Source organism: Rouxiella badensis, from assembly GCF_002093665.1.
In the GTDB taxonomy this organism is placed as follows: domain Bacteria; phylum Pseudomonadota; class Gammaproteobacteria; order Enterobacterales; family Enterobacteriaceae; genus Rouxiella; species Rouxiella badensis.
In genome coordinates this window covers 36424-56009 of sequence record NZ_MRWE01000027.1, presented here as the reverse complement: position 1 = coordinate 56009, position 19586 = coordinate 36424, and the positions used below count along the sequence as shown (strand labels likewise).

The 19586-nt window shown below is 52.1% G+C and carries 19 protein-coding genes and 1 tRNA gene; 10 read left to right on the top strand and 10 right to left on the bottom strand.

Annotated features, from left to right (window positions below; genetic code table 11):
• Both BS640_RS15655 and dkgB read left to right on the top strand, forming a co-directional pair.
• Positions 1-693: a 4'-phosphopantetheinyl transferase family protein gene (locus BS640_RS15655; protein WP_084912893.1), complete on the top strand. Its 693-nt coding sequence runs from the start codon at positions 1-3 to the stop codon at positions 691-693.
• 134 nt (positions 694-827) lie between these two features.
• The gene (dkgB, locus tag BS640_RS15650; protein WP_017491152.1) at positions 828-1634 is read left to right on the top strand and encodes a 2,5-didehydrogluconate reductase DkgB; all 807 of its coding nucleotides are present in this window, start codon (positions 828-830) and stop codon (positions 1632-1634) included.
• Here dkgB and yafC read toward each other — a convergent pair.
• Entirely contained in the window at positions 1631-2530 is a 900-nt protein-coding gene (gene yafC / locus BS640_RS15645) for a DNA-binding transcriptional regulator YafC (protein ID WP_017491151.1), read from the bottom strand. The two genes, dkgB and yafC, sit on opposite strands and share 4 nt — an antisense overlap.
• 261 nt (positions 2531-2791) lie before the next feature.
• Between yafC and BS640_RS15640 the strand changes: the two genes are divergently transcribed.
• Positions 2792-3586 carry an endonuclease/exonuclease/phosphatase family protein gene (locus BS640_RS15640; protein WP_017491150.1) on the top strand — a complete coding sequence of 265 codons (795 nt, stop codon included), beginning with the start codon at positions 2792-2794 and terminating at the stop codon, positions 3584-3586.
• Positions 3587-3630: 44 nt separating this feature from the next.
• Here the strand turns inward: BS640_RS15640 and BS640_RS15635 are convergent, their stop codons facing one another.
• The 3 genes from BS640_RS15635 to gloB form a co-directional block, all read right to left on the bottom strand.
• Positions 3631-5142 carry a sugar porter family MFS transporter gene (locus tag BS640_RS15635; protein WP_017491149.1) on the bottom strand — a complete coding sequence of 504 codons (1512 nt, stop codon included), beginning with the start codon at positions 5140-5142 and terminating at the stop codon, positions 3631-3633.
• A 489-nt stretch (positions 5143-5631) separates the two neighbouring features.
• Positions 5632-7011: a murein transglycosylase D gene (gene mltD / locus BS640_RS15630; RefSeq protein ID WP_017491148.1), complete on the bottom strand. Its 1380-nt coding sequence runs from the start codon at positions 7009-7011 to the stop codon at positions 5632-5634.
• A 69-nt stretch (positions 7012-7080) separates the two neighbouring features.
• Positions 7081-7836, bottom strand: a complete 756-nt coding sequence (gene gloB / locus BS640_RS15625) for a hydroxyacylglutathione hydrolase (protein ID WP_017491147.1) — start codon at positions 7834-7836, stop codon at positions 7081-7083.
• 44 nt (positions 7837-7880) lie between these two features.
• On the opposite strand from gloB, the gene BS640_RS15620 reads away from it, so the two are divergent.
• Complete coding sequence (locus BS640_RS15620) at positions 7881-8606, top strand: methyltransferase domain-containing protein (protein ID WP_017491146.1); 726 nt, start codon at positions 7881-7883, stop codon at positions 8604-8606.
• 17 nt (positions 8607-8623) lie between these two features.
• Here the strand turns inward: BS640_RS15620 and rnhA are convergent, their stop codons facing one another.
• Entirely contained in the window at positions 8624-9091 is a 468-nt protein-coding gene (gene rnhA, locus BS640_RS15615; RefSeq protein WP_017491145.1) for a ribonuclease HI, read from the bottom strand.
• Between the two features lie 70 nt (positions 9092-9161).
• On the opposite strand from rnhA, the gene dnaQ reads away from it, so the two are divergent.
• Entirely contained in the window at positions 9162-9911 is a 750-nt protein-coding gene (gene dnaQ, locus BS640_RS15610; RefSeq protein WP_017491144.1) for a DNA polymerase III subunit epsilon, read from the top strand.
• Between the two features lie 152 nt (positions 9912-10063).
• Positions 10064-10140 (top strand) — tRNA-Asp (locus tag BS640_RS15605).
• 62 nt (positions 10141-10202) lie between these two features.
• Here BS640_RS15605 and BS640_RS15600 read toward each other — a convergent pair.
• Positions 10203-11708, bottom strand: coding sequence for an NCS1 family nucleobase:cation symporter-1 (locus BS640_RS15600; protein WP_017491143.1), 1506 nt, complete (start codon positions 11706-11708; stop codon positions 10203-10205).
• 177 nt (positions 11709-11885) lie between these two features.
• Between BS640_RS15600 and BS640_RS15595 the strand changes: the two genes are divergently transcribed.
• The 3 genes from BS640_RS15595 to puuE are packed head-to-tail and all read left to right on the top strand — an operon-like array spanning position 11886 to position 14353.
• Positions 11886-12626 (top strand): GntR family transcriptional regulator, encoded by a 741-nt coding sequence (locus BS640_RS15595; RefSeq protein ID WP_017491142.1) that lies wholly within the window; start codon positions 11886-11888, stop codon positions 12624-12626.
• A complete protein-coding gene (locus BS640_RS15590; RefSeq protein ID WP_084912892.1) occupies positions 12626-13393 on the top strand; it encodes an aspartate/glutamate racemase family protein in 768 nt (255 codons plus the stop codon). The genes BS640_RS15595 and BS640_RS15590 overlap by 1 nt, the downstream gene beginning before the upstream one ends.
• Positions 13394-13411: 18 nt before the next feature.
• Positions 13412-14353 (top strand): allantoinase PuuE, encoded by a 942-nt coding sequence (gene puuE / locus BS640_RS15585; RefSeq protein ID WP_017491140.1) that lies wholly within the window; start codon positions 13412-13414, stop codon positions 14351-14353.
• Positions 14354-14513: 160 nt separating this feature from the next.
• Here puuE and celB read toward each other — a convergent pair whose 3' ends face one another.
• The 4 genes from celB to BS640_RS15565 all read right to left on the bottom strand — a co-directional run bounded on the left by celB (position 14514) and on the right by BS640_RS15565 (position 17941).
• The gene (gene celB / locus BS640_RS15580; protein WP_084912891.1) at positions 14514-15884 is read right to left on the bottom strand and encodes a PTS cellobiose transporter subunit IIC; all 1371 of its coding nucleotides are present in this window, start codon (positions 15882-15884) and stop codon (positions 14514-14516) included.
• 68 nt (positions 15885-15952) lie between these two features.
• Positions 15953-17254, bottom strand: a complete 1302-nt coding sequence (locus BS640_RS15575; RefSeq protein WP_017491138.1) for a 6-phospho-beta-glucosidase — start codon at positions 17252-17254, stop codon at positions 15953-15955.
• On the bottom strand, positions 17247-17600 hold the full coding sequence (locus BS640_RS15570; protein WP_017491137.1) for a PTS lactose/cellobiose transporter subunit IIA: 354 nt from the start codon (positions 17598-17600) through the stop codon (positions 17247-17249). The genes BS640_RS15575 and BS640_RS15570 overlap by 8 nt, the downstream gene beginning before the upstream one ends.
• Positions 17601-17635: 35 nt before the next feature.
• Positions 17636-17941, bottom strand: a complete 306-nt coding sequence (locus BS640_RS15565; protein ID WP_026110426.1) for a PTS sugar transporter subunit IIB — start codon at positions 17939-17941, stop codon at positions 17636-17638.
• 434 nt (positions 17942-18375) lie between these two features.
• Here BS640_RS15565 and BS640_RS15560 point away from each other — a divergent pair, with 434 nt between their 5' ends.
• The gene (locus tag BS640_RS15560; protein ID WP_084912890.1) at positions 18376-19518 is read left to right on the top strand and encodes a MurR/RpiR family transcriptional regulator; all 1143 of its coding nucleotides are present in this window, start codon (positions 18376-18378) and stop codon (positions 19516-19518) included.
• Positions 19519-19586 lie beyond the last annotated feature (68 nt).

Sequence of the window (19586 nt, the reverse complement as noted above, 5' to 3'; positions counted from 1 at the left end):
ATGGTGACCGCTGTCGCGTTCGGTAGGCTCGATGCCCCTCTTGGCCGGGATAGACTTTCGCCTGCATTGCTCGCACAGGCCGGGGGGATGGGGGCAGCACGCGCTGAGACCTTTTTAGCGGGCAGAGCGCTGCTTGCCGAACTGATGTTCAAGGTTTTCAACCGAGCGACGCTGCCGGAAATGACGCTCCTTGCGGGCGGAAAACCGGTTTTTACCGACGCTGTGCAACCCTTTTTCAACCTGAGTCACAGCGCCGATCGGCTGCTGGTGGCCGTTTCCGACCGTGGACCGGTAGGCTGCGATATCGAAATCGACCGCCAAAGGAGAAGCCTGCTGTCCATCGCTCGGCAATATTTCAGTGCTAAAGAAAATGACTGGCTGAATGCCCAATGTAGCCTGCAAACCGCGTTTTGGCAGCTTTGGTGCCAGCGCGAGGCGCTTGTGAAGCAGACGGGGGAAGGGGTTTTGATGATGAACGCCGTGGCGCTTAATCCTGATGCAAAAACCTTTTTGTCCCAATCTACCGCCTTACGACTCTGCCATACCGCTACCGAGGGTTGCCTTGCGGCGCTGGCGCTGCCTGACGCCAATGACGCTATACAGCACTGGGGTGTCAACGCCCAAAATAACCGCCTTGAGATGCTGCCTGCGCTCGACTGGCAACGCTTTTACCCTGCCTCTGAATCCGCGTGATTATTGCATTTTAGTCAAAAGTATTATGGTAATCAGGTTATTTTTATCCATTAACCTAGAGGCCATACTCTCCTCATTCCTGACCCCGTAAGCGAGTTATCGTTTAATAAACACTTAATGAAGAGAGCCTTAAGATGAACATTCCAGCCTTTGGTTTAGGGACATTCCGTTTAAAAGATCAGATTGTAAAAGACTCGGTTTCAACGGCGCTGGCGCTGGGATACCGTGCTGTCGACACCGCCCAAATTTATGACAACGAAGGCGCGGTAGGTGAGGCCATAGCAGAAAGCGGCATCCCACGCGAAGAGATCTTTATCACGACCAAGATTTGGATCGAAAATCTCAGCGCCGGCGCGGTGATTGAAAGCCTGAAAGTCAGCCTCAGTAAGCTTAAAACCGATTACGTCGATCTGACGCTGATCCACTGGCCGTCGCCGAACGGCGCTGTCAGCGTCGCGGAAACGATGCAGGCGCTGGTTGAGGCAAAAAAGCAAGGGCTGACGCACCAGATAGGGATTTCAAACTTTACCGTGGCGTTGATGCAGGAGGCCATCGATGCCGTAGGCGCCGCCGAGATTGCTACCAATCAGATTGAGCTATCGCCATTCCTGCAAAATCAGCAGGTCGTGGATTTCGCGCGCCAGCACAATATCGCGATAACCTCCTACATGACGCTGGCCTATGGTGAGGCGCTGAAGGATGCCACTATCATGCAGATTGCCGAGCAACATGGTGCAACACCGGCACAGGTTGTTTTGGCATGGGCGCTTCAGCTGGGTTATGCGGTGATCCCGTCTTCGACCAAGCGGGCAAACCTAGAAAGCAATTTGCAGGCGCAAACGCTGAAGTTGTCGCCACAAGATATGGCGCAGATTGCCCAGCTTGAACGTAACGGGCGTCTGGTCAGTCCGCAAGGCCTGGCGCCAGAGTGGGATGCTTAATTTGCTTCGACGTGCTGTAGTTTTTCACTCAGGAAGTCGATAAAGCAGCGAATACGCGTGCTGACGGCCTGGTCGCTGTAATAAACTGCGTGCATCGGCATGGCGATGCGCATCACCGCGGGTACCAGCAGCTCAACCAGATCGCCTTTATCAACGTCCTGCTTGATCATAAAGTCTGAAAGACAGGCAATCCCGTTGCCCGTCAGACAAAGCTGGCGCAGGGTCTCACCGCTGCCAGCAGAGATAAATGGCGTAATCGTCAACTGTTGGCCGTCTGCACACAGCAGCGGCCATTTGTTGAGATGCAACACCTCGTTGAATCCCAGGCACCGATGATTGGCGAGATCGTCCACGTTTTTCGGCACACCCCATTTTTCCAAATACGCCGGTGAGGCCAATACGCTTCGATAGCTCAACATCAGTTTGCGGGCGCGCAGGCTTGAGTCTTCCAACTCGCCGATGCGAATCGCGATATCCACCTGCTGATCGATTAAGTTGATATTGCTCTCCGAGGAGAAGAGCGAAAGCGTCATTTTGGGATAGCGCTGAGTGAATTCGGCGACCAGCGGAGTGAGAACATGAAGCACCACCGGCGTAGCGGCATCCACTCGCAGCAGACCTTGTGGTTCGTTGCGATTCTCCAGCAGGTCATTTTCCGCTGCCGCCATCTCCTGAAGGATTTTTTGAACCCGGGTAAAGTAGCGTTCGCCCTCATGAGTCAGGCTAATTTGACGCGTGGTGCGATTGAGCAACTGAATGTCTAATTTCTGCTCTAGCCGCTTTATCGTCCGACTGACCACCGAATTATCCTGCCCGAGATGCTCGGCGGCCCTGCTAAAACTGCCGCTCTCGACCACCGTCACAAAGACCATCAGCTCTTCTGAACTCGCTTTCATTGTTGCATCCCGGACATAAATTTCTAAATATTCTGGTTATTTAAGCACAGGGCCAGCGGGCTTGCTATCAAATGTCGGATCAGGTTATTGATGTTTTTTAAGCTCAAGATGTATACCAATGTAAACAAATTGGGTCTTCCTTAAGTGGGGCGTATACTGGGAAATACCGCTGAAGGGAAATTTTCCGCACAGCAGATTCACGATGGATATCGCCAGTTTCCAATTATCTTGAGGGATTCTGGGTAGAAATGGGTTAACAGTGTGCCGAAAAAAACGTATGCAATGAGGTATGTTGCCGGTCAGCCGGTTGAGCAAATCTTCCCAGGTGTATTGCCACATCCTGGACCCGATCTGCCACCCGGCGCGGCACTCACCAATTCGAACGTCTTGCGCATCATGGTATGGAACATCTTTAAACAGCAGCGCGCTGACTGGCTTTCTGTACTGCAGGGCTTCGGTAAAGACGCGCAGTTGGTCCTGCTGCAAGAGGCGCAGACGACTCCTGAACTTATCCGTTTTGCCACGTCTAATTTTCTGGCTGCCGATCAGGTACCCGCCTTTGTTTTACCACAGCATCCTTCTGGGGTGATGACGCTGGCCGCCGCGCATCCGGTGTATTGCTGTCCGCTGCGCGAACGGGAGCCGCTGCTTCGTCTGTCAAAGTCTGCGTTAATCACCGTGTACCCCTTAACGGATGGTCGCCTGTTAATGGTAGTCAACATTCACGCGGTGAATTTCAGCATTGGTGTCGACGTTTACAGTAAGCAGCTCGACCCTATCGGCGAACAGATTGCCAACCATAAAGGTCCGGTGGTGATGGCGGGGGATTTCAATGCGTGGAGCCGCCAGCGCATTAATGCGTTGTACGGTTTTGCGAGCAATATCTCGCTTCAGGAGGTTCGTTTCCCTGCGGACCTGCGTCGCCGGGCGTTTGGCCGCCCGCTCGATTTTATCTTCTACCGCGGGTTGAGCGTGACACAGGCTCAGGTGCTGGAGACGCGGGCTTCCGATCATAATCCACTGCTGGTGGACTTTTTAGCGCAGCAGCACCCCTGAAGAAAATTTGCCCCGGCAAGCGCAAGGCTCGACCGGGGCAAGCGTTAAGCGATTTTATCGACCTGCTTTACGGCCTTGGGCTGTTTGCTCCGCTGGCGCGGGTAGAAGCGGCCCTCTTTCAGTGAAGTCTCTATCTCTTCCAGCGAGCGCCCCTTTGTTTCCGGAACCATAAAGAAGATAAACAGGAAGCCCAACAGGTTGAGCAGCGCATAGAACCACATTGCCCCGCCGATGCCTAAGATGTTGACCAGTGAAAGTGCGGTGGCGGTGAGAAGCAGATTCGAGCCCCATAGCGTTGCCGCGTGCAGGCTGGTCGCCTTTTCCCTGATGCTCATCGGATAGACCTCTGAACCCAGAAGCCAGCCAATAACCTGGATCCCGCCCGAGTTAAACACCATAAACGCAAACAGACAGGTCACTATCAACCAGCCATATTGCTGGCCATGACTATCCAGCATAAACATCAGGCCAAGCAGAAACAGGCTGATGATGGCACCCGGCATCATCCACAGAGTCAGGGTACGACGGCCCACGTGGTCGACCACGAGCTTACCGATAATCGTCAGCACCAGATAAATCACCGCCACACCCAGCGCCGAATGCAGCGCCGCGCCTCGGCTAAAGCCTGCATCGGTCAGGAAGGTGGGCGTGTAGTAGATCATCATCTCGATGCCCGAAAGCTGAGTAAAAGCCGCTACGCCTAAACCGGCAAACAGGGCAGGGCGCATCCACGGCTGTTTGAGGTCTTTCCAGCCTGCGACGGCTTTACGTTCGACTTTATCGTGTACTTTTTGAATATTTCGCAGTTCATGGCGCACTTCGCGATCGGTTTCACGCACCATGTTCAACGCAACACGCGCTTCTTTGATACGTTTCTGACCGACCAACCAGCGTGGGCTCTCAGGCAGTGGCAGCATACCGACCAGCAAAATCAGCGCCGGGATAGCCGCGACCGAGAACATCACGCGCCATGACCAGATATCCTGCATAAACGCGCCGACCAGGCCAGCGGTGAGAATGCCGATACCGATAGAAATATTGAAAAAGGTCACCAGTCGCCCCCGTTTTTCGGGCGGGGCAAGCTCAGCGATATACACCGGCACTATCTGTGAGGCTCCGCCGACGGCAAATCCGAGCACGATACGCGCCACTCCCAGCCAAAACGCCGAGGCGGAAAGGCCCGAGCCGATTACGCCAATGGCGAAAATACCGGCGACGGTCATCACCGTATAGCGGCGGCCTATAGAGCTCGAGAGTTTACCGCAGCACAGTGCGCCGATAACTGCCCCCACGAGTATGGCGCTGGTCACCCATTCCTGAGCGTGGCTCGACAGGGAAAAGTCGTGCGTGATTTGTAGCAGCGCGCCCGAAATAATCCCGGTGTCGTATCCGTAGAGGAACCCGGCGATGGCGGCTATGCCCGTTGCGGTAAGGAGAAACGCATCTGCGCTGAGAAAACTGTTGTTATCACTATTTTCAACCGTAGCCGGAGCGCTATTTTCGCTCCCTCGCGTCTCTGAGAGTGTTTCAATTTTTTCTTCATTTATCTGCGTCATAAGTACCTTGTTTATTAGTTTGATTTCAGTGTTTCAAATACGTCCTTGCAAAAGAGTGAAAGGGGAAAAATAGGTGGCCAATCAGGATAGAAATTGGTGAGAAATAGAGGCCGATAACGCTATCTCTCCCCCTTGCCCTGCGTGCTGGCATCAGGCGTGCCAAAGGGTTTGGTCTGTTTCTCACTGTGTAATATCTATAACAGCTAATTTCAATGTTGTCATATTTTGTGATGCAAATCACATTTTTTTGGGCAATTACAGGTCGAAGGACTAACAGTTGCGCTTTCAATAAAATTATATTCTGTGAGGTTTGTTGATGATTTTTGTTATTTTAAAATGCATAAGCCTAATAGGATTTGTTATTTATCTTTGGCGGGAGTGATTTGGGGTAAATAGTTTTTTACCCGATGGGTGATATTAACGGCGCTATACTCAAGGCATAAAAAAAGCACCCGAAGGTGCTTTTTTCTTAACGACTACAGTGCGGTATCAACTTTCAGGACTCTGCTTGCCGCTGACGTAGAGCGTCAGCTTCTCGCCTGGTTGAAGGTTGTCCATGCCCGCATTCCAGCGCATCACATCTTTGATGTTCACGCCGTTACGTCGAGCAATACTGGCCAACGAATCGCCTTTACGTACCTGATACGTAATACTGCTGTTGCTACCACTCACGCCGCTGTCTGCCACTTGCAGGGTTTGCCCAACTTTTAGCACGCTCGCCGAGCGTAAATTGTTCCAACGCTGTAAATCACTGGACTTCACATTCAGTCTAGCTGCAATCCCTGACAGGCTGTCGCCGGAGCGGACCTTGTAAGAAGCTGCACCAGACGTGCTGTTGCTGGCCAATCTCGTTTCCTGTACTGCGTTGATGTCTTCATCAGCCAGGGAATCTTTGAGCTGGTCGGCATGCGCCTTTGGTAACACAATGTAATGTGGGCCGTTAGGGGCCGTAACATTACGTTTATAGCCGGTATTGAAGGATTTAAGCTTAGTCAGTGACATGCCCGCCATCTCAGCCGCCTGAGTTAACTGCATCTGTTGGCCTACTTCGACACGCGCCAGAGCACGGTCTTCGTCAGGCTTCGGTAAGCTAATTCCGTATTTTTTACTGTGCTTAAGAATATCGCTAAGCGCTAACATCTTCGGTACGTAAATCGACGTCTCACGCGGGAGAGCCAATGACCAGAAGTCTGTTGGGCGACCTTTCGCTTTATTCTGTTTTATCGCTTGCATCACGCGACCTTCACCGCTGTTATACGCTGCAACGGTCAGTAACCAGTCGCCGCCAAACATCTTGTTCAGGTTTTGCATCATATCAAGCGCTGCGGTTGTCGATGCCACAACATCACGGCGACCGTCATACCACTGGTTATCTTTCAAACCATAATTGCGACCCGTACTTGGCACAATCTGCCATAACCCAGCGGCATTAGCTGCTGAAGTTGCTTTGGGGTCAAAAGCGCTCTCCACTATGGGTAGCAGTACTAGTTCCATCGGCATATTACGTTTCTTAATCTGCTCTGTGATCCAGTACATGTACGGCTCTGCCCGTAATGTTACATCGTGGAGATAGCTCTTATTTTTTAAATATTTTAGTTTTTGCTCACGGATCCGGGGATTATCCGGAACCTTCATCTTCAGCTCGTCGCCAATGAAGTTCCACAGATTCTTTTGCGCATTGGGGTCACTCGAACCTAACCACTGCGCCGACGTCGACTGCCCATCGTCTGTGTACTCTCCTGCTTCACTTTGACTTGCCGAAGACAAACTCTGTGCGTGCTGTTCTGGTATTTTGCCGTCCTGCCTGGACGCCTGACAACCAGCTAGCAACAACACGGAGGCGATGATGATTATCGCATTAGCCTTCATGTGTGTGTCATAGTTGCTTAAAAGACGAGCAATACTACTTTGCCTCGTCAAAAAAGACAACTAAAAGGTTCAGAAGCTATCTTTGAGATGCCTCAAAAGCGCAAAAACCTGCCAGTCAGTCGTAATGCTTTCGTTAATGTTTAAATTGTTTTGTAAATCAACGTCATGACAACGTAAAAACAGGTTGATTTTACGTTCTAAACCGAGCGTTGTAGGGAGGGATGATTGCCCCTTTTTACGCTTATCTAGCACCGTTTCTTCATGGGCTGAGATATCAGAATCGTCGGGAAGAATTGAGCGTGCAAACTTAAGGTTTGAGACTGTATATTCGTGCGCGCAGCAGACAAGCGTTTCGTCCGGAAGTTCGGCTAAGCGTTGAAACGACTGGTACATTTGCTCGGCGGTTCCTTCGAAGAGGCGTCCACACCCTGCCGAAAACATCGTATCACCGCAGAAAAGATAAGGTGCGCTATAGTATGAAATGTGACCTAAAGTGTGCCCGGGCGTAGCAAAAATAGCCCAGTTTACCCCCCCGATTTCGACCTCGTCGCCGTTTTTAAGAATTATCTGAGCGCCTTTGCTCAAAGTTTCTTCGGGGCCGTACACTGTTACAGCGGGAAATCGCTCAATTATCGCCCTCACGCCGCCGACATGGTCGTGATGATGGTGGGTCAGCATGATAGCCGTTGGAGTCAGATGACGTTTTCCGAGTGCCTCAAGCACCGGCTCGGCCTCACCGGGATCCACTATCACACAATGACCATTTTGGTCATCAAGTAACCAAATGTAGTTGTCCTGCAGGGCCGGAATACTGATAAGATTCATGACAAACTCCTGTTTAGCAAATGCCTGAAAGTTGAAAACAAAACATGAAGTCAGCACATATCCGCAAAAAGCTCGTGGTGCCTTCATCCTGGGATGACATTCCCCGTGGTGATTACTACCGTGCCGCGCTTGAAAGACAACTGCAACCCTGGTGGAGCAAGTTGTATGGCTTTCATTTGCTTAAAATTGGCAATTTGAGTACTGAAATCAACAGCGAAGATTGTCCCATCTCGCATCAGGTCAACGTTGCGCCCGACGGGCAAGGGCTGCACGTGCTCGGTGACCCTTACTATCTGCCGTTTGAACAGAAGTCAGTCGATGCCTGTCTGCTGTGCCACACGCTGAATTATGCCACCGATCCGCATCGTATACTGCGCGAGGTAGATAGAGTTTTAATAGACGATGGCTGGCTGGTGTTGAGCGGATTTGCGCCGCTTAGCGTGATAGGGCTCGGAAAGTGCGTTCCCTTCCTGCGTAAAAAGCAGCCTTACATTAGCCGCATGTTTAGTCAGACAAGGCTCATCGACTGGCTGAGTTTGCTCAACTATGAAGTGATGTTTAAATCACGGTTTCAGGTATTGCCCTGGCACCGGCACGGCGGGGAACTGCTCAGTGCGCATCTTCCGGCGCTCGGTTGTATGACGGTTATCGTGGCACGTAAACGCACGCTGCCGCTGCTGCCCACCGCTAAAAAAGTGCAGGCACGCCGACAGTCGATTGCCCAACCCGTCGGCGCAAACAAGTCCTACCGCGAAGAGCATGACGACTAGCCCTTGCGCGGTGCAGACTATTTCTCTGGCTGATAACCTACGTCTTCGAGCGTAGGATTTCCGGCGGCAAGACGTGCCAGCTCGTCACAGCGTTCGTTCTCAGGATGGCCCGCGTGGCCCTTGACCCACATCCAGTTCAGGGTGTGCGTCTGAATCGCGGCATCCAGCCGTTGCCATAAATCGACGTTTTTCACCGGTTTCTTGTCAGCGGTTTTCCAGCCACGTTTCTTCCAGTTGTGGATCCACTGGGTTATTCCCTGGCGAACATACTGGCTGTCGGTGCTGAGCGTCACGTCGCAGGGGGCGGTTAGCGCTTCGAGTGCGACGATAGCGGCCATCAGCTCCATGCGGTTGTTGGTTGTCAGTCGATAACCCGCACTAAAGGGTTTTTCATGCTCTTTGTAGCGCAATATTGCGCCGTAACCACCGGGTCCCGGATTGCCGAGGCAAGATCCGTCGGTGAAAATTTCTACCTGTTTGCGCATCTCTGGTAGACTCTTCCATCAGAATATAAAAGCCAAGTCTGACATAAACGAGCGCTATGAGCACTGCAATATGCTAACAACACCTACCAGACAGATTGTTCTCGATACCGAAACCACCGGTATGAATAAGCTGGGCGTCCACTTCGAAGGGCATCGTATCATTGAAATCGGTGCCGTCGAGGTCATCAACCGACGCCTGACCGGCAGAAATTTCCACGTCTATTTGAAGCCGGACAGACTGATCGATCCCGAAGCCTTCAACGTTCACGGCATCAGCGACGAATTTCTTGCCGACAAGCCAACGTTCGCCGACATTGCCGACGACTTCCTGGACTACATTCGCGGCGGTGAGCTGGTCATCCATAACGCGAACTTTGACATCGGCTTCATGGACTACGAGTTCGGCATGCTGGGGCGTGATATCCCCAAAACCGAAACGTTTTGCAAGATTACCGACAGCCTGCAGATGGCACGCAAGCTGTTTCCCGGCAAGCGTAACAACCTCGATGCGCTGAGTGACCGCTATCTGATAGACAACAGCAAGCGAACGCTGCACGGCGCATTGCTTGACTCCGAAATTCTCGCCGAAGTCTATCTGATGATGACCGGTGGGCAGACGTTGATGAAGTTTTCCCACGAAGGCGAGCAGAATACCGGCGCTGACGGGTTGGATATTCAGCCTATCCTGCGACCGGCCTCGGGTTTGAAGGTGTTGTTTGCCAGCGATGAAGAATTGAGCGCGCATGAATCGCGTCTCGATCTGGTGATGAAGAAGGGCGGAAGCTGTTTGTGGCGACCGGCGCCACCGGAAACTGAGTGAAAATAAAGCATCCCTGGCGTGAAAAACAGCGTGATGAGGAAATACTGAGCAAATAGAATTATTTGTCAGAAAAAGCATTGACGGAATCAGCGACCAACCGTAATATTCGCCTCGTTCCAGTGACATGGAGCGGCAGTAAGCAGTAAAAAAGTGGAGCGGTAGTTCAGTTGGTTAGAATACCTGCCTGTCACGCAGGGGGTCGCGGGTTCGAGCCCCGTCCGTTCCGCCACTATTCAGAAGCCCTGATTCAGTAATGAATCAGGGCTTCGCTGCTTTATATCCCTTCAGAAATTATTCTTTGCCCAGCTCGGCCTTCATATAGTTCATTGAGGTGCTGGTCGCACGGTCATGACGCGCAATAAAGCGATAGAATCCACCCGACAGAAATGCGCCGATAAACCAGCTGAAGTTGGCCACGCCGTGCAGGCTCGGCGTAAAGCTAATCAGCAGACCAATTAACACCGCAGGAACCAGCGCCCCGATAGCCTTGGGATTAAAGCCGTTGCGATACCAGTAGCGACCCGAAGGCGTCGCGTTGAACAGCGCATCCACGTCCATATGACCGCGTTTGATCAGGTAGTAATCCGCCAGCAGAATACCGAATAACGGCCCGATAAACGCGCCCAGTACGTCGAGCGTGTAGTGAATCAGCTCTGGTGACTGGAACAGGTTCCACGGCGTTAACAGCACGGAACCCACGGCAGCAATCATCCCACCGGTGCGGAAACTGATTTTTTGCGGCGAGCAGTTGGAGAAGTCGAAGGCCGGAGAAACGAAGTTGGCGACGATATTAATGCCGATAGTGGCAATAATCATGGTCAGTAGGCCCAACGCCACGGCAACGCTGTTACCGACGCGGCTTACGGTTTCGATAGGGTCGGTTATCATGGTGCCGAACAGCGACTGGGTGCCGGAAACAATCACCACGGTAACGATAGAGAACAACAGGAAGTTAAACGGCAGCCCCCAACGATTGCCGCGACGGATCTCGCTCATGTTTTTGCCGTAGCGAGAAAAGTCACCGAAATTCAGCAGCGGGCCGGAGAAGTAAGAGACGACCAGCGCGGTAGCCGTGATCATTTCCCAGGTCTGCTGACCGACGCTCAGAGATTTACTGGCCAGCGTAAAGGAGATGTTGCTCAGACCCGTTTTGTACACAATCCATCCGGCCAGCATAAGCATTACCACGTAAACGGCCGGACCCGCGACATCAATAAAGCGTTTGATTGCGCTCATGCCATGCCAGAACACCATCGCCTGCAGGACCCACATCACGCCAAAACAGATCCAGCCCAGCGCCGAAAGACCCAGCCAGTGCGGCTGCGTTAGCGGATTAAGGCCAGGGAAGAACTTCAGCAGAACCAGCATCAGCGCGCTGGCAGCCAGATAGGTTTGAATGCCGTACCAGGCAAAGGCGATAAGCCCACGGATCACCGCCGGAATATTGGCGCCGAAAACGCCAAACGCCTGACGGCAGATAACGGCGTAAGGCACGCCCGCCTGCTGGCTTGGCTTGGCGACCAGATTGGCGCAAAGCTGCACGATACAGATGCCACAAAGCAGGCAAATCAACACCTGCCAGCTTGCCAGCCCCAGTGTGAAGAAGCTTGCTGCGACCACGTAGCCGCCCATGCTGTGTACGTCAGACATCCAGAAAGAAAAGATGTTGTACCAGCTCCAGTTCTGGTCCCGCGTCGGAGCCAGATCGTCATTGCACAGCCTCGGGCTGTAGTGGGGCTTGATGATTCCGGCGCTATTCTCCGGGGCAGCAGCAGAGGTGTTTCCCTTGTTTGGCATAGATCGTGCTCCTGTCATAAACAACATTTGGAAGAAGGGAGGCCGGCGTCCGGCGATCCAAAAAATTAATCATTCAAATGTTCAGTGCAGGAATTAGGCCAAATTTCATTTTTTGTATACAAAAAAATATTTTCATGTATACGATTAAGTATCTGTTCGGTATACGGAGTAGTGATAATGACCAGCTGGAACGGCCTGAATACGGCTTATTTTACTGAGGATAAGGACGACCACATTTACAACGCGTTGGTGCGTTCTATCGTTGAACACCAGCTTTTGCCCGGTAACAAACTGCCCGAAGAAGCCCTGGCCGAGGCGTTTTCCGTGAGCCGTACCGGTATTCGTCGCGTGCTTCAGCGCCTTGCCGCAGTGCAACTGGTGACGCTGTTGCCCAAACGTGGTGCGCACGTGACCGTGCCAGACGCCGAAGAGTCGCGCAGCGTATTCACCACGCGTAAAATTTTAGAGTGTGCCAATATGAGTGAAGTGGTGGCGCATTGTCAGTCGACGCATCTGGCAGCGATGAAAAAGTTGGTCAACGAAGAGAAGGTTGCACACGAGGAGCGTAACGGCCCGGCGGCGATCCGTCTGTCTGCGGCGTTTCACGTTCAGTTGCAGGCCATTTCAGGCAATAAAGTGCTGACCGAAACGGTTTCACAGCTGACCCTACGTTCCTCGCTGGCTATCGCTGCCTGGGGCGCGCCGTGGCAGCAGGGATGCCGTTGCCACGATCATGACTTTCTGCTGTCGTTGCTTAAAAAACGTGACGCAGTTGCGCTGGCCGAGAAAATGGCTCAGCATTTTGACAATATTGTCGCCAGCCTGCGTTTCGAGAACAGCGAAGGTCCGACGCCGGATTTCGCCCAGATGTTTTCAGGCATTGTGGACCGGCAGGTGCAGGGCGAGGAAGCGCAATAATGGCTGAATCATTATCTCGCGATACGCGTTCATCGCTGTGTATACAATTAATCAATCCCAATACCAGCCTCGGCATGACGGAAATAATGGCAGCCACCGCGCGTCAGGTTGCTTCACCGGGTACAGAAATTCTTGCCGTATGTCCTGATGAAGGTGCGCCTTCCATTGAAGGGCATTTCGACGAAGCGATTGCCACGCTTGGCGTTTTACAACAGGTGAAAGCAGGGCGTAATGCGGGCGTCGACGGACATATCATTGCCTGCTTCGGTGACCCTGGCCTGCTTGCCGCCCGTGAGCTGGCTCGCGCGCCGGTGGTCGGCATTGCTGAAGCCGCGATGCACATGGCTACGCTGGTGGCGACCCGCTTCTCGATAGTAACCACCTTGCCCCGGACGCTGGTTATTGCACGCCATTTACTGCATCAGTACGGCTTTGAGCGCCACTGCGCCGCACTGCACTCTATTGATTTACCAGTGCTTTCGCTTGACGACGGCAGCGGATTGGCGCAGCAGAAGGTACGCGAGCAGTGCATTAAGTCGAAACAGACTGACGGCAGCGGCGCTATCGTGCTCGGCTGCGGCGGCATGGCTGATTTGGCGCAGGAGCTGACCCTCGAGCTGGGTATTCCGGTTATCGATGGCGTCAGCGCCGCAGTGCGTCTGATTGAGTCATTAAACGCTCTGCGCCTAACAACCAGCAAGCACGGTGACCTCGATTATCCTTTGCCCAAGCCACTCTCCGGGCGCTTTAAAGATCTGAACAACTAGCGACAAGCAGGGAACACAATGTCTGATATCGATTATGGTTTTACCCGCGATTACCCACGTGACTTGATAGGTTACGCTGGCCGTCCTCCTCATGCCAACTGGCCGAACAACGCCCGCATTGCCGTACAGTTTGTGCTTAATTATGAAGAAGGTGGCGAAAATAACGTCCTTCACGGCGACGCAGGTTCCGAGCAGTTCCTCTCCGATATTATCGGCGCAGCCAGTTTCCCTGACCGCCATATGTCGATGGATTCGCTGTATGAATACGGCTCGCGTGCAGGGTTCTGGCGCATCCACCAGGAGTTCCAAAAGCGCGGCCTGCCGTTAACCGTTTTTGGCGTGGCGATGGCGTTGGCGCGCAATCCTCAGGTGGTTGAGGCTATTAAGCAGGCAGATTATGACGTGGTGAGCCACGGCTGGCGCTGGACTCATTATCAGGACATGAGCGTGCAGCAAGAGGCTGAGTATATGCGTAAGGCCATCGATATTCTTGGAGACCTGTTTGGCACTCAGCCGCTCGGCTGGTACACCGGACGCGACAGCCCGAATACCCGCAGGCTAGTGGTTGAACAAGGGGGCTTGCAGTACGACAGCGACTATTATGGCGATGACCTGCCGTTTTGGACGCCGGTCAAGCTTGATTCAGGCGAGGTGAAGCAGCATCTGGTTATCCCTTACACGCTCGAGGCTAATGATATGCGTTTCGCCTCAGCGCAGGGGTTTAACACCGGTGAACAGTTTTACACTTACCTGAAAGACAGCTTTGACGTGCTTTATGCCGAGGGAGAAACCTCGCCGAAAATGATGTCAATTGGCATGCACTGCCGTATTCTGGGCCGCCCGGGACGTTTTCGCGCGCTGCAGCGCTTCCTGGATTACGTGCAGTCACACGATCGCGTTTGGATCTGTAAACGTCAGGAGATCGCCGACCATTGGGCAAAGCATCACCCTGCGAAATAAGTCCTTAAGTCTCTGCTAATATCGGTTTAACGCGCACAGCCTGACGGGGGAACTCCTCGACAGGCTGTGCGCTTATAACCTGAGTTTTTCAATAGAACGCCTGTGGCCACAATGATCTGCTCGTCCGAGGCCGCTGAACGACCTCGAACTTTAGATAGCCTTAACTGACCGACACCTTGCCGTTCACCTCGGCGCTGGCCTGTTCAGCCTGTGAACTGATGTACTGCTGCTCTTCGCGATACTTTTGTTTGTCCCAAAGTCGGAAGAACGGATAGTAAATCGCCATCGAAATCGCCAGATTCACAAACTGTATTACTGTCCCCGAGATATGACCGCCGGTGGCCAGATACCCGCTAATAAAAATCGGCGTGGTGAACGGCAGCGCGATACCTACCGGTGGCGTCACCAGTCCCGTCGCCATTGCGCTATAGGTGACAATAACCAGCACCACCGGTGTCAGAATAAACGGCAGGAAGAAATACGGGTTCATTACTAGCGGAATGCCGAACACCATCGGTTCACTGATATTAAACAGGCAACCCGGTGCGGCGATGCGACCCAGCTGTTTCATCTGCGCGCTTCGGCTGCGGATCAGCATAAATATTACCAGCCCCAGCAGTGCGCCGGTTCCGCCCGGGGCTATCCATAAATCGTAAAACTGCTGCGTAATGATGTGCGGGATTGGCTGATTATTCTGAAACGCCGTCAGGTTTTCAGACATGTTAGACAGCCAAATGGGTTGAATAAACACCAGTACAATCGCGTCACCGTGCAGGCCGAGTGTCCACAGCAGGCCGATTAAGATCACCGAGAAAATCATGCCCGGCAATGTGCCGCCAATGTGGTGCATCGGAATGCCGATAAGGGTGGCAATCATGGTATTGATGTCGCCGAACGGCGTGGCTTCGACGATAAGGCGCAACGCGAGCACCACCGCCAGGACGCAAAAGCCCGGCACCAGACTGAGGAAAGACTTGGCAACCGCCGGAGGCACCCCTTCAGGCATGGTGATCACCAGGTCACGGTTGTGAACGAAGCGATAAATCTCGGTCGAAAGCAGGGCGATAATGATGGCGACAAACAGCCCCTGACTGCCGATAAAGTTCATGGGCAGTACGCCTTTCACCATCATCGCCTCAGCGCCTACCACCGGGGTGAACAGCGTATGTTGAGGGATGGTCAGTAAGAATGCGACCAGTGAAACCGCGCCGGTGCTTAACGGATCGAGGCCGCGGTATTTTTCTGCCAGACGGTAGGCAATCCCGAAGCTCGAAATGATCGCCATAATATCGTAGGTGGCTTTTACCGGATAAAGCAGTTTATCGCGCCACGCCGCACCGAATAATTCCCCCATAAAATTGGCATAGCTGGGGAAAGGTAAATAGGCGAAGATAAGAAAGAACGAACCAATCAGCATGAAAGGCATATTAAGTATAATGCCGTCACGTACGGATAATATGTGTTTCTGTCCGGCTATTTTTAATGCTGCCGGTAATACGTAGCGTTCTATAATATTATTAATATTAGCCATAACCCCCCCTGTTTTACCCGTTCTATTTCAGTCATCATGCAGTCAGAAATTTATAGGGTAATGTTTCATTAGTTAAACTGCGGTAAATAGCGGCGATTCTGTGTCAGGATTTCTTCGAGCATTTCTTCGGCAATATTGGCATTGCCAATTAAGGGATTCGTCACCAGCGCCAATATCGCGCTTTTCCTACAGCCTTTAACGGCGGCTTCAATGGTGAGGCGTTCAAAGTCTTTAACCTGCTGCGTCAATCCGTTCATGGCTTCTGGCAGCGGGCCAAAAGAAAGAGGATGTGCGCCCTGTGCGTTAATCACGCAGTTGGTTTCTACGACGGCATCATAAGGAAGTCCAGCGATGGCGCCTTTATTTGTAGTGTTGACTACTAATACTTTGCCTGAGTTGGTGTGGATCGCCCGAATAAGCTCCACCGCAACCTCGGAATAAAAAGCACCGCCACGGAAATTAAGCTGGGTGGGTTTTTCGGCCAGGTCAGGACTGGCGTACAGCGTGAACAACTCGGCCTCGACCTTCATCACCTGTTCGGCGCGGGTGCCGCGCTCGGCGGCCGCTTCGAACTCTTCAGCCAGCATTGCGTCAGTTTGGTAGAAATAGCGATGATACGGGCAAGGGATCGCGCCCAGTGCGCGCAGAAACGCCGGTGGCCAAGGGGTATCCTTGATATTGTTCATAGTCAGGGTTTCGCCGTTGCACAGGCGTTCGATAACGGACTCGGTGACGTCTTTGCCTTTGAGCGCGACTTGATGGACCCACACCATGTGGTTTAATCCGGCAAAACGTAGCTCAACGTCCTCATATGGCGCCTGTAGCATATTGGCAATCATATGATGCATGTTCACCGGCACGTTACACAGGCCGATAACATTGGCCTTACTGTGGCGGCTGACCGCCTCGGTGACGATGCCTGCCGGATTGGTGAAGTTGATTATCCAGGCATCCGGAGCCAGCCTCTCGACTGTCTTTGCCACCTCGAGCATCACGGGAATCGTGCGCAGCGCTTTGGCGAAACCGCCAACGCCGGTAGTTTCCTGCCCCAGCATATTAAATTTTAGCCCAAGACGTTCGTCGGCGGCCCTGGCGGAAAGCTGGCCTACGCGAAGTTGGGTTAGCACAAAGCTTGAATCGCGAATGGCGTCATCCAGCGAGAAGTGCACGGAGACCTTGACCTGTTCCAGCCCGTTGCGTTTTAACATGCGTCGAGTGAGGTCGGCGATAATCTGCACTTTCTCGCGACCCGCCTCGACGTCGACCAACGCCAACTCGCTCAGGCCTATTTCGCTGTGGTGTTGAATGAGTCCGTCAACCAGCTCTGGCGTATAGCTGCTTCCACCGCCGATTACACTAATCTTAGTCATTACATTCTCCTTGCGGGTTACGGCGATAGAGTTCAATCATATCGCTGGCTAATTCCTGAATAAGCATGGCGTTCATTAAATGATCCTGTGCGTGCACCAGAATTAAACTCACCGGTATTTTTCCAGACCCTTCATCCAGACCAATTAATTCGGTTTGTATTTTGTGGGCAGAGGAAATAAATAATTTCGCCTCCTCGACCAAATTAATTGCTGCACTAATATCGCCGCTTCTCGCTATTCTCAGCGCAGACAGCAGCGAACTTCGCGCACTGCCGGCCTGAACCAGCAGTTCCATTAGCTTATTTTCTAAATCCACGCTTTCGACGTTGATGATGTCAAGATCCATAGGGCTCCTGATTGCTTAACTTAAAGAGTTGATCTTCAGGAAATAAGGCTCAATGCCCGATCAAGAACTTTATCCCCGCGCAGGGTGCCGTAATCCATCATGTTAATAACCTCGACCTGTTTTCCTTGCGCAGCCGCAATATCTGACAGACGAGCGTGTTCGTATTTAACCTGTGGCCCTAACAGTACGATATCGGCCAAAGAAATAATCTTTTCAAAATCGGCAACCGGTACGGCTTCAATATCAATGGTTAATTGTCGTTTATTGGCTTCGGTTTTCATTCGCTGAACCAGCATGCTGGTAGACATACCGGCAGCGCAGCATAGAAATATTTTTTGCATCATCTGGATTCCCTGTTTGGAGCCTGAGTGGCTGTGGAAATATAAAACGCCAGCCTCGACATGAAGTAAATAGGCTAAATCATAGGTTTTAATTATGGATTTCAATTAAATATAATAAAAACAAACAGATAATGATTTTTTATTGGTGAAATTTTTTTTCATGAATGTGATCTGACCCTAAATATGCTCAAAGTGGTTAAATGTTTTCTTAATAAATTGCTTATTTTTCTTATAGTTAATTAAAATGTTGTGATGTCTCTCTCATCCTGAAGTTAGATAAGTGAATTTATTTGAAAATTATTTTCATTTTGCTAGGCTGAGGAATAAATAACCGTGCTGAGGGAAGATCTCGGCTGTGTGAAATTCACGACGTTCTGGTAGGCTGAGTTAAAAGCAACCTGTTGGGTCGATGATCAGAAAAGGGCAACTCAGCTGTGGATATTGTTTATCAAATTCAATTCTTGCAGGGGACATTCAGCCGACAGGAAAAGAAAGTCGTCAAGGTTATCCTGGATAATCCGTCGTTTGCCTCCGATGCCACTCTTGAACAGCTGGCTTCGAGGGCGGGTGTGAGTACAGAGACCATCGCGCACTTTGCCAAATCGCTCGGCTGTCAGGACATTAACGATTTCATGACCCACATGCGCGCACAAACGGCGACGCAACGTCCTGACACCAGCGTGTCGAAGCCGGTGCCGGGCGGGACCGATATTGCCTTTGCTTCGGCAACGCTCCTCGGCAAGCTGCCCGGCGTCAGTCCAGAAATCATGCAACGTTTCGCTAAATCTATCGGTTATGAAGATATTGGCGACATTATTTATCAGATTCGTGCGCAGCAAAATCAGTTTAGCCAGCAAGAGAGCAAGGTTGCTCAAGCTATTCTTGACGACGTCGCCTTCGCTTCGTCGGCAACCATTGAGCAGCTGGCCTCCCAGGCCGGGGTGAGTCCGGCAACCATAACCCGTTTTGCCAAATCGATGGGCTGTGATGACATTCGCGACCTGCGCATGAAGCTGGCCCATGCCAGCGCCGTGGGTTCGCGTTATATGGCCGCGCAGTCCGAAAAAACCAGCGGTTTCGGTTCGGCGACGTGGCAGCAAAGGCTCAATCAACGGGAGCAGCGCATACATTTTCAGCTGCAACGCTTTGATGAAAAAGCCTTTATCCACGCTGTGTCACTGATTTCTGATGCGGTTAAAGGCATATATATTTTCAACACAGAGAGTCGTTGTACATTTTTCGCCAGCGAGCTGCTAAACGGTCTGCTGCGGGCGGGACGTCCAGCTTATGCGTTTCAAGACGTCGAGCTTATGCGCATCAGCGCCTCAGGTTTGTCGTCTCAACACGCGGTACTGATGCTTTCGGTGAGTCAGGAGAGTGAGGTTCTGGCCGAGATTGCCAAAACGGCCGTTGATCGCGGTGCAAAGGTTGTCGCCATCTCGCCGGATAACTCCCCGCTGGCCGCCCAGGCCACGACATTGTTGTCTCTGGGGGATGAACCTTCCGCTTCGCTGAATGCTCAGGCAATGATGTTAGGGGGGGATCTGCTGTTAGATCTAATGGGGGCGGGCTTTTAATTTCAATTAGGATTAGGCTTTTAATTGCAAATTTTTGGGGAAGGTCAAAGTCTCTTGGGTCAAAGTAA